We start from the raw sequence: 11,725 nt of genomic DNA, 5'->3' as shown, positions 1-11,725 counted from the left end.
GCCTCATCGCGGGCAAGCCCGCTCCCACAGTGGTTCTGGGTGTTCGCAAATTTTGCTTACACCCACCAGACCTGTGGGAGCGGGCTTGCCCGCGATGGCGGTGAGCCGCCTGGGCTCAACCAATCTTGGCCAACTCTTCGGCGACTATGGCTACGGTCTGGATGATTTGCTCTTCCGTGTGCTCACACGAGACAAAGAAGCGCACCCGTGCGACGTGCTCGGGAACTGCCGGGTAAAGGATCGGCTGGGCATTGATGCCGCGGTCGAACAAGGCGCTGGACAGCCGTCCGGCCTTGAATGAACTGCCGGTGATCACCGGGATCACGGCCAGGCCGCTGCTGGTGGCGGTGTTCAACCCGGCGGCCTTGGCCAGGCGCAGGAACAGCTCACCTCGCGCCTGCACCGTCCGCACCCGATCACCGTCGTTGGCCAGGCAACGCAACGCCGCCAGTGCCGAGGCCGTCACCGAAGGCGGCATGCCGACGCTGTAGAGGAAACCCGGGGCGAGGAATTTCAGGTGCTCGACCAGCGCCGTGCTGCCGGCAATATAGCCACCGCAACTGGCGAGGGTCTTGCTCAGCGTGCCCATCCAGATATCAACGTCATCACCGGCCAGGTCGAAGTGCTCGCGAATACCTTTGCCAGTCGCCCCCATCACGCCCAGCGAATGAGCCTCATCGACCATCAGGAAGATTTTGTGCTTGCGCTTGAGTTCGACGAAGCGCGGCAGGTCCGGGTAGTCGCCGTCCATGCTGTAGATGCCTTCGACCACCACCAGCACCCGCTCGAAGTGCTGACGCTGCTCACCGAGGATCCGGTCCAGGGCCTGCCAGTCGTTGTGGGCGAAGCTCAGGCGTCGCGCACCGGACAACTGGATGCCTTGCAGGACACTGTTGTGGATCAGCTCGTCGTGCAGCACCAGGTCACGGGGGCCGAACAGATGGCCGATGGTAGTGACGTTGGTGGCATGCCCACTGACGAACACAATGGCGTCGTCGACCTCGTACAGATTGGCCAACTCACGCTCCAGCTCGCGGTGCAGCGGACGATCGCCGGACACCAGCCGGCTGGCCGACACCGAGGTGCCGTAACGGTCGATGGCGGCCTTGGCCGCTTCGGCCACCGCCGGGTGACCGGAGTAGCCGAGGTAGTTGTAGCTGGCGAAGTTGACGTATTCGCGGGCACCAATGCGGGTCTCGGCGCCCGCCAGGCCTTCGTGCAAACGAAAGAACGGGCTGCTCAGGCCCAGGCGCGCAGCACCCTGTTGCATCACGCGCAACTGCTGATAACCGGGGTGCTGGTCGAAACGATAAAACGCTTCCGGGACCTTCAGCGCCGCCTGTTGCGCCTGCTCCAGGGTGGCACCGCCGGCCGCGTCGCCCGCCTCGCTGCGACGGCGCTCCAGCGCTTGCTGGATCAACCGTTGCTTGATTCCGACACTCAGGCCGGTGGGCGTTTTTGCAGTCATCGCACTATCACTCAATCAAACATCACTCAATCAGACGGTTAGGTGCCGCAGCGCTGTCAGCCAGTTCAGCGTTCAGCTCGGCCATTTGCTCGCGGCTCAATTCACTGCCGTGGCGGGCCAATACGTTTTCCGCCAGGGCTGCAGGCGCCGTCGTTTCATTGGCCCCCGCTTCGCCACGCAGCAGGTCAAGGATGCGCACGCTGAGCTTATCGATGCTGGAACTCTCGCTGAGTTCCATCACCGGCAGGCGAATGCCGAAGCGTTCTTCCAGCGCCACCACCAACTCGACACTCATCAGCGAGTCCAGGCCCAGCTCCTGCAGCGGACGCTGGGTATCCAGGCGCGCGGCCGGCAAGCGCAGAATCTCGCAGACTTCGTGCTTGAGCAGTTCGACGAAACGCTCAAGCAGTTGCTCGTCATCAAGCTCGGCGAGCATGCGTTGGATGTCCTCCGCGTCGTTCTCATCGTCCTGGTCACCGCCATGGGCACGAACCAGCTCGACGAAACGTGGGGTCGCAGCGCTCGGCAGGAAGCGCGACAGGGCTTTCCATTCCAGCTCCAGCACGCCAATCCCGTCGTCACCCTTGAGCAGCATCTGCTCCAGGTGCGCCAGCGCCACTTCGGCGCGCAGCGCGGCGCCACCCATGCGGCTTTGCAGTGCGTCCTTGATTTGCTCGTTGCGCGCCAGGAAACCAACGTCGTCGATCGCGCCCCAGAGCACCGCGGTGGCGGCCAGGCCGTGACCTCGACGATGCCGAGCCAACGCTTCGAGCCAATAGTTGGCGGCCACGTAGTTGGCCTGGCCCGGGTTGCCGAACAGCGTGGTGGCCGAGGAGAACATCACGAAGAAGTCCAACGGCAACTCGCGGGTCAGCTCGTGCAGGTACTGCGCACCCTTGGCCTTGGGCTCCAGCACGCGCTGCAGTTGTTCGGCATCCAGGTTGCGAATCAGACTGTCGTCGATCACTGTCGCTGCATGCACCAGGCCACGCAATGGATACGGGCTGGCGGCAATGCGTTCGAACACGCCGCGCACTTGCATCACATCGGTGATGTCGCAAGCCAGCGCCTGCACGTCGATGCCCTGCGCTTGCCAGGCCGCCAGGCACGGCTGCGCCTCGACACTGGCCGGGCCACGACGACCGAGCAGCACCAGGTGCCGCGCGCCCTTGTCCACCAGCCACTGCGCGGTGCGCAGGCCGAAGCCGCCCAGGCCGCCCGTGACCAGGTAGGTCGCCTCGACACTGAGTTGCAACGACTGCACCGGCTGTTCGCGGGTTTCCACCAGGCGTTCGATCGGGTTGCCATAGGTCACCACGATCTTGCCGATCTGCCGCGCCTGCTGCATGTAGCGGAAGGCCTCGGTCACGTGGTTGGCGTCGAACTCGCGGAACGGCAGCGGGTGCAGGATGCCCTGCTCGAACAGCTCCATCATTTGCCCGAACAGGCGCCGGGTCAGGTCTGGACGCTCACTCATCAACTGGTCGGCGTCGATGCCGAAGTAGCTGATGTTGTTGCGGAACGGACGCAGGCCGATGCGGGTGTTCTGGTAGAAGTCGCGCTTGCCCAGTTCAAGGAAGCGGCCGAACGGCTTGAGCACCTGGAAGTTGCGGTTGATCGCTTCGCCAGCCAGGGAGTTGAGCACCACGTCGACGCCACGCCCATCGGTCAGGGCCAGCACTTCGTCGGCATAAGCCAGGGAGCGCGAATCAAAGACCTTGTCGACGCCCAGCAGACGCAGGAAGTCGCGCTTCTCGTCGCTGCCGGCGGTGGCATAGATCTCGGCACCACACCACTTGGCGATCTGGATCGCGGCAATCCCGACACCACCAGCGGCGCCGTGGATCAGCACCTTCTCGCCCGGTTCCAGGCGCGCCAGATGATGCAGCGCGTAGTACACGGTGAAGAAGGTACTTGGAATCGTCGCCGCGGCCTCGAAGGACATGCCTTCGGGGATGCGAGCCACCGCGTTGGCGTTGGTCACCAGGCGGTTGGCGAAACTGCGCGGGCCAAAACCCACCACGCGATCGCCCGGGGCGAAATCGCCGAACACGGCAGACCCTTTGCCGTGGACCACACCGGAAAATTCAAAGCCCATGGTCGGACCGGAGAAGCCATTTTCGATGGCCTCGTCGGACAGCAGGCCGAGGGCAAACATCACGTCACGGAAGTTCAGGCCGGTGGCGCGTACTTCGATGTCCAGCTCGTCCGCCGCCGGCGCGGTCAGCTCACGGGCTTCCCAGCGCAGGTTGCGCAATTGCCCCGGCAGGTCGAAGCCCAGGCTGATGCGCGTGTTGCCGTCAGCGCTGGCACCGTTTTGTTCGTGCAGGACGCGCAAGCGCGGCACATAACGCTGGCCGGCGGCGCTGATCGCCACTTCGGTCTCGGCGTCGGCGTGCAACAGGGCCGCGACCAGGCTGGCGACAGGCGCGGCGAAAGCCAGGTCGAGTAGACGGATCCGGCAACCGGCAGACTCGTTCGCCAGGGTTCGGCCGAAGCCCCAGAACGCCGCATCGGCAATTGCATCGACATCGCTGCCTTGCTCGGCAGCGTACAGGTGACCGGCCGCGCCACGGGTCAGCAGCCAGCACTGTGGCGCGATACTCAGCGACTCGCAGGCCTGGACCAGCGCCGCCGCCAGCATGCAGCGCGCGCCCTGGCCATCGAGCCCTTGGTTGCTGTCAAAACCGGCCAGGTGCAACACGTGCTCTGGCGCTTGATCCAGCGCGGCGAGTTGCTGCGCCAGGGATTGCGCATCACCGGGCTGCAACAGGCTGACCTGCTGGCCTTGCTCACGCAGGGCCTGGGCCAGTTGCTCGGCAGCCGCCTGCCCGGATTCGGCCAGCAACGCCCAGCGTTGCACGGTGACTTCCGGCAAAGCGGCCGCTGCATTCACGCCATGAGCAGCCAACAGCAGATAACTGCCGCAGGCATTGCCCGGCAGTGCTTCCAGGGTGTGGTTGACGCTCAGGCCGTGACGCTGCAACTCATGCAGCCAGAACTGCGGCCGCTGTTGACGCGACAACGCCTGCTCAGGGCCTGCCAGCCACCAGTCGGCCTGGGCGCCAAACACGAAGTCGGCCCAGCGCGACGGGTGTTGCGCCAGCACGGCCAACTGCCCGTGCGGGTTGAGGTGACTGGCTGCCTGGCGCAGCGCTTCGCCAATGTTGTCCAGGGCCGCCAGATCGGTCGGCAACAGCACCCAGTCGTAACCAGCGGCGCTGCTCAGTTGTGCAAAATCGATGACCTGCAGTGCCGGGCAATCATCGCCGAGCATCTGCACCAGTTCTGGTTCCGCTACGCAGTAGCTGTAGTCGACGCGATCAAAATCGATCCCGGCGTACAGCGACTCGGCGAAGGATGGCCCGCCAAAACCAAACTCCAGCACCCGCAGGCGTTGCCCGGCCGGCAACGCGGCGAGACGCTGGGCCAGGGTTTCGCGCAGGCCGGCGAGCAGACGCTGCTGACCTGCGGCACCCAGCACCAGGCGCGACAGATTGGCGCCACTGGTTTCCCGTGGCAGCAACTGCTCCAGGGTCTGGCGAGCGTCGAGCAGGGACAGCAGGTGGCGACCGATCCGGCCTACCGAATGGATGATCTGGAAGTGCTCCGGATAGCTCTGGAACAGTTCCTGCCAAATGGCCTCGGAAGCCGGACGCTCGCCCACATCGGCGACGCACCAGTTGCCGTCGGCATCGCAATTCAAGCTGCCGTCTTCCAGGCCCTGGCGCAGCAAGGTCGCCAGGTAATCGCTTGGCACACCGTCCTGTTGCGACCACAGCGCAACCTGCTCGGCGCTCAAGCGGCCGCCGGCTTGCTCGATCAGGTCCTGCACAAAACTCGCGCACAGGGCATCGAGCAATGGTTCGACTTCATTCAGATAACGCTGCTGCACCGGCTCATCGGCCAGGCCCTGTAGGTGATCTACCAACGGCGTGGCGCTACTCGCTACGCGCAGCACGGGCACCGCCTGACCTGGCGCGGCGAGACCAACGTGGGCCAGGCGCTTGATGTCATGGGAGCGGTCGCGTTGCAGGCGCACGCCACGGAAACGTGCGTCCTTGATGAACAGCACCGCTGCGCCGGTCGCGTCGTACAGGGTGAAATCCACCAGCAACGAATGCTCGGTACGCTTGAGCTGGCGCACTTGGGCCAGGCACGGCACGCCGCCGGCCTTGGCAAACGCGATGCGCCCGAGCTTGACCGGGATGAACGCCAGGCCCTTGTTGCTGCCCGGCTGGCCGACCAGCAATTCGGTGATTAACTGGAACGCGCCGTCGAGCAACGCCGGGTGCAGGTGCAGGGTCGCCAGCTCCTGGCTGATGGCCTCGGGAACGCTCAGTTGCGCGAGGATGTGGGCCGGTTCGACCCACACCGCCGCCACGGCCTGATAGGCCGGGCCATAGTTCAGGCCCACCGCACGGGTCAGCGCCAAATGCTGTTCGCCGGTGAAGTCGGCCGGGCGCTGCGGTAGTTCCGGCGCACGCGTGCCGAGCAAGACGCCACGGGCTTCGCCGGGCAGACGCGCGACCACGTGCTGGACCCACTCTTCACGTTGGGCCAGGCTGCGCGAGGTGATCCGCAAGGTGCCGTCGGCTTCCTCGATGTTGACGCGGATCTTCTTGCTGCCTTCGTTGCCGAGCAACAGCGGGTTGTGAATCTCCAACTCTTCGATGTCGACGAACTCGCCCGGCTGGTGCAGCAAGGCCACCGCCAGCGCCAGCTCGGTGAAACCAGCGCCGGGGAACAGCACCGCTTCACCGACCTTGTGGTCAGCCAGGGTCGGGAACAGCTGCGTGTCGAGTCGGTTTTCCCAGGTCAGGGCACGATCGGCCAGCGGGTAGCCGAGCAATGGGTGCACACGCTCGCGCTGCAGCACACCGAACGACTCGGCGCTGACCGGCAATTGAAAACGTTCGCGCTGCCAGGCGTAGTTGGGCAGGCGCAAGTTGTTGCCGGCCACCGGGAATTGTTGCTGCCATTCCGGCTGCGCACCGGCAATCAACAACCGCGCTACGCAACGCTCAAGCAGTGCCGGACTGTCGTCCTTGCGCAACAAGGTGGCGACCACCTGACCGGGCAGCTCGCGCTGGGTCAGGGCATCGCTGACGTAAGAGCGCAGGATCGGGTGCGGACCCACCTCGACGAACAGGTTGAAGCCCTGCCCCACCAGCTCGTCCATCGCCCCCTGGAACAGCACTGGGAAGCGAATGTTCTGCCACCAATAACGGCTGTCCAGACGTTGACCATCGAGCTCGCCGCCGACCACCGTGGAATAGAACGGAATCTGCGCAGTGCGTGGACGGATATGCGCCAGATCGGCAATCACTTGCTGCTCGATCGGGTTCATCGCCGGGGAGTGGAAGGCGTAGTCCAAATCCAGCAGACGGACAAACACCTGGCGTTCGGTCAGGGCCTGTTCGAGTTCGCTGAGGGCATCGACAGGGCCGGCCACCGTAGCGCCCCGCGCACTGTTTTCGCCGGCCAGGACCACCCGATCGTCCAGCCCCAGTTCCACCAGCAACATCGCCGTGGCCTCGCCACTGAGACCAACGGCAGCCATTTTCCCGGTGCCGCGGGTCGTTCCCTGCAAACGGCTGCGATGGAAAATAACCTGGGTCGCGTCTTCCAGGCTCAGCGCGCCACTGGCCCAGGCCGCGGCGACTTCGCCCACGCTGTGCCCGATCACCGCTGCCGGATGGAAACCCTGGGCGGCCAGTACGCGCGTGACCGCCACTTGCAGGGCGAACAAGGCCGGCTGGGCGATCTCGGTGCGCGCATAACGCCCCTCACCGTTTTCGCCCAGCAGTTCGGCGCGCAACGAATAGCCGGCCAGCGGTTGGAACAGCGCATCGACTTCAGCCACCGCGGTTTCGAACACCGGCTGGCCGAGCATCGCCCGGCCCATGCCTTGCCATTGCGATCCATTGCCGGAGTACACGAACACCGGGCCCTGGGCTTTGTCCAACGCCTGGCCCACCTCAAGCACCGAGCTCAGCTCGCTGAGGCTCGGATCCTGGGCATAGTCGGCCAGCGCCTGAGCAGCCTCGGCCGGGTCGGCAGCGATCAACAGCAAACGATGGGGATGGGCATCGCGCCGGAACAGGGCCTGGTAGGCGACATCGTAATAATTGCCCTGCGGGTGGGCGGCCAGGTACTCGGCAAAGCCCTCGGCCGTGGCGCGCAGGCCTTCGGCATCCTTGGCGCTGAGCAGCAGCGGCACACGCCGGGTGTTGCCCGCCGTGGTGGACGCCGGCAGCGGATCGGCACTTTGCAGGATCACGTGCGCGTTGGCGCCACCAAAACCGAACGAGTTGATGCCGACAGTCAGTTGCCCTTCAGCTTTCAGCGCACGGCTTTCGGTGACTACCTGCAAGTTCAGATCGGCAAACGGGATATTTGGGTTGAGTTCTTCAATGCCGATGGTGGCCGGCACTTCCCGCTCGATCAGGCAGTTGAGGGCCTTCATCAGGCCGGCAACGCCGGAGGCAGCCTCAAGGTGACCGAGGTTGCTCTTGATCGAACCGATCGGCAACGGGTTGCCGGCCTTCCGGGCCTGGCCCAGGGCCTCGCCGATGGCGCGGGTCTCGATCGGATCACCAACAGCCGTGCCAGTGCCATGGGCTTCCAGGTAGTCGAGCTGCGACGGATCGATCCCGGCCTTGGCGTAGGTGCGTTTGAGCAGCGCCGCCTGTGCATCGGCGCTCGGCAGGGTCAGGCTCGACTTGCGACCATCGGTGTTGACCGCACTGGCGGCGACCACCGCCAGAATCGGGTTGCCATCGGCCAGGGCCTGATCGTAATCCTTGAGCAGGAACAGACCACCGCCCTCGGAACGCGCATAACCGTCGCCGCGCTCATCGAACGCCTGGCAACGCCCGGTGCGCGAGAGCATCGAGGCCTTGGCGAAAATCATGAAGCCGAAGGGGTGCATGTGCAGGCTGATACCGCCCGTCACTGCCTGGTCGATATCACCACTGATGATCGCCTGGCAGGCCTGGTGGAAGGCCACCAGGGACGACGAGCAGGCGGTATCGATGGCCATGCTCGGCCCGCGCAGGTCATAGAAGAAGGACAGGCGGTTGGCGGCAATGCTCATGGTATTGCCGGTGGCAGTGGCCGCATCGATCGAGGCCAGGTCTTCGACCAGGCGATAGGCCTGCTCGACGCCAGCAATGCCCAGGTACACCCCGCAGTTGCTGCCACGCAGGCTCGACGGCTTGACGCCGGCGTTCTCGAAGGTTTCCCAGCACATCTCCAGCAACATCCGCTGCTGGGGGTCCATCACGGCTGCTTCACGCGGCGAGATATTGAAGAAGCCCGCATCAAACGCACTGATGTCGCCCAAAGATCCGGCGGCGAAGGTGTAGCTGGTGGCAGGATTGGCCTTGTCCGGGTGCAGGAACTCGGCATGGTCCCAGCGCGAGGCATCGACCTGGGTCACCAGGTCCTGCCCCGTCATCAGGTTCTGCCAGAAACTGCTGGTTGTGGACCCAGGGAAACGAAAAGAACAACCAACAATTGCTACCTGTCTACGCTTTGTCAAAACCCATTCCTTTAAAACGCTACCGGACACCGTCCCATCCTGCGGACAGCCGCATGCCTGGCCGATATATTTTTTGGCAAGTCGCTAAACGTCACCTGAGGAGAATCTTTTTTATCTGGAGGTTGCCTTGCATAGCACACCGGGGCGCAAGGCTGATGACCTGACGGTTACACACAGGAAATCTTCAGACATATTTGTGGGAATAATACGCGGTCTCGACGGCCAGGGAAAACCCTAAGCGACGGTTGCTTGATTAAATGTTCGAATCGGTTCACATCAGCAAAAGCCCGCAAGAGGCCGGGCTATATACTGTCGATAGGCCAGCTCCCCGCTGACGCCCACGCTTTTGCCTCCCCAGCCCACGCCCCGCCTGCCACCAGATTTGGCTACTATTCAAAAGACACCATGGGAGGCAATCGACATGACAAAGGCAGATGAACTGGCCGCAAAACTGAAGCAGCGCCTGCAAGGCTCCGATGAGACAGAAATCAGCACCGATACCGCAATCGATCATTGGCCGACCCAGGTCAACGACCTGTACCTGCAGATTGAAACCTGGCTGGCCCCCTTGAGCGAACCCGGTCTCGGCATCCGCCGCAATTCCACCCATGTGTACGAGCGTCACCCAAGCGGCGCTACGTACAACTACGCCGTCGATCAACTACTGCTCGAAGCCCTTGATCGAACCATTACCTTCGACCCGATCGCCCGCTTCAGCCCCAAAGCCGAGGGACTGATCGAGATTCATCTAACCAGTAAAAATTACCGCATCCTGCGTAGCACGGACGAACACGGCGAGTCGCAATGGCACCTGCAGAAGGTTCCACCGTTGGGGCAGGCTGCCATGGCTGCGGTGGCGTGGAATGAGGAGAATCTGATGTGGATTGTTGAGGAGGGGTTGGGGCTATAACGAGAGCACAATTATTATCAGTTCAGAGATGGGTAGTGAAACCTCTCTAAAATACTTCCCCGAACTCCAGACCAACCGACGAATTTCCGCCTACAACCGTGGTCCCATTTCCGACACACAAAGTCAATCTCAGAGAATTTTATGACACTCAACAAAACCAAGCTAAATAGAATACTAGTCATGTGGCTACCACTAACACTCGCCGCAAGCTTTTGGCCACTCCCTTCGAACGCCAAAGAAAACCAAAAATGTCAACTTCCACACTCAGGAAATCTAGCTGGCAATGTGACGCTAGAGCCGAGTTGCACTTATTTCGAAACAATGACCATTAACACCTCCAACACAAACATTGACTGCAAAGGAGCGACCCTTGATGGTCGCCATACTGAAAAAACAGGCATCCTGATTAGCAGCAAAGGCAATCACCTGACCAACGTCAACATCAAGAACTGCACTGTTACCAACTTCACTCAAATGGGAATCCTAGTCACATCAGAGATTCCAAATTTCCAAAGATCCAATGACCGCGCAAAAAACTACGCAGACACACCAAGCAACATAACACTGGACAACATGCATGTTCTATCCAACGACGGAGTCGGAGTGTACTTTCACAGCTACGTAAGCAACTCCACCCTTAAAAACTCTAGGATCGCAGGTTCAAAAGCCGAAGGAATCTATCTTGATCAAAGTTCAAGATATAACACCATATTAAATAACATCATAGAAAAAAACGGCGAACTAAACGGCCCCAACAGCGGTCAACGAGTCGGTTTAGCAATTGACTCCTCAGCCAACAACCTGATCAAAAACAACAAATTTCTAGCCAACTTAGCCGGCGGTGTATTCCTCTACAAAAACTGCGGCGAAAATTTTAGTAAGGGAATGTCTGTAATACGATGGCAACACAGCAATGAAAACCAGATCACCAATAACTATTTTATAGATGAGAAGGTAGGAATTTGGATTGCCTCGCGCCAAAGCTCAAATCTGGAAAAAAAAGATTGTGGAGACACGCCAATTGATACAGAGGGGAAACACTATCAAGACTTCGCGGACTACAACACCGTCGAGAGCAACACGTTTTGCAGAAACAAAACCTATATAAGAATAGAAGGAAACTACAATACAATAACAAACAACCACTCAGACATAATCTCAAAAAAGTGGATATTCCAGCCAACCTCCATGAAAGAACGAATCACTGGAATCCCTACTATCGGCAATAAAATATCCAATAACGGCTATAAGTCGTGCAACAAATAGCCACCAACATACCCACAACGAAACCACCAGAAGCAATACGCCCGCCCTTAAACTATTGCATAAAAAGTAATACACCACGCGTGAGATGATAAAAAATCACCCGGCATTGAAAGATCCAGCTCAATGAACACCTGTTTAAGGACCGCCCCGCCCAGCGATCTCCGAGAAACCACACCCACAAAGGGCCTCGCGGATCACCTGATATTTGGGCATCGAGGAAGGCGACCCTCCTCTTTCGGCCCTCCAAAAAAACAAATCGCTATGCTTCGAGAAAGTAGACCGACATCAAAGGAGCCCCCGCAGCCCTGTTCATGGCCGGGCGCCAGGCGCTCGCACATAACCCGCGCGGCTCAAAATGCACGAGGTCGTGCAACGCCTTTTCGATTCAGATCACCCCTAACGCTCGCTTGGAGTGATCGGTCTCGATATACTCATGGCAATACAATGTCGCGGCGAGCTGCGACAGCTAGCAGGTGAGAGGAAGGGGCATTTTGGCGAGCAAAATTCTACACCTACTCTTTTATAAGATTTTCGG

At 61.1% G+C, this 11,725-nt stretch carries 4 protein-coding genes; 2 read left to right on the top strand and 2 right to left on the bottom strand.

Going from position 1 to position 11,725, the window contains the following annotated elements; translation table 11 throughout:
- Positions 1–115 precede the first annotated feature (115 nt).
- Both ACM6IP_RS25125 and ACM6IP_RS25120 read right to left on the bottom strand, forming a co-directional pair.
- Positions 116–1,468: an aminotransferase class I/II-fold pyridoxal phosphate-dependent enzyme gene (locus tag ACM6IP_RS25125; protein ID WP_414862517.1), complete on the bottom strand. Its 1,353-nt coding sequence runs from the start codon at positions 1,466–1,468 to the stop codon at positions 116–118.
- Positions 1,469–1,490: 22 nt separating this feature from the next.
- Entirely contained in the window at positions 1,491–9,014 is a 7,524-nt protein-coding gene (locus ACM6IP_RS25120; protein WP_414862516.1) for a type I polyketide synthase, read from the bottom strand.
- Positions 9,015–9,435: 421 nt separating this feature from the next.
- Here ACM6IP_RS25120 and ACM6IP_RS25115 point away from each other — a divergent pair, with 421 nt between their 5' ends.
- The gene (locus ACM6IP_RS25115; RefSeq protein WP_414862515.1) at positions 9,436–9,924 is read left to right on the top strand and encodes a hypothetical protein; all 489 of its coding nucleotides are present in this window, start codon (positions 9,436–9,438) and stop codon (positions 9,922–9,924) included.
- Between the two features lie 141 nt (positions 9,925–10,065).
- The gene (locus tag ACM6IP_RS25110; protein WP_414862514.1) at positions 10,066–11,190 is read left to right on the top strand and encodes a right-handed parallel beta-helix repeat-containing protein; all 1,125 of its coding nucleotides are present in this window, start codon (positions 10,066–10,068) and stop codon (positions 11,188–11,190) included.
- Positions 11,191–11,725 lie beyond the last annotated feature (535 nt).

Source organism: Pseudomonas sp. IT-P176 (assembly GCF_949767245.1).
Classification (GTDB): Bacteria; Pseudomonadota; Gammaproteobacteria; order Pseudomonadales; family Pseudomonadaceae; genus Aquipseudomonas.
The sequence above is the reverse complement of the archived record's forward strand: the minus strand, read 5'-3'. Positions and strand labels throughout refer to the sequence as shown.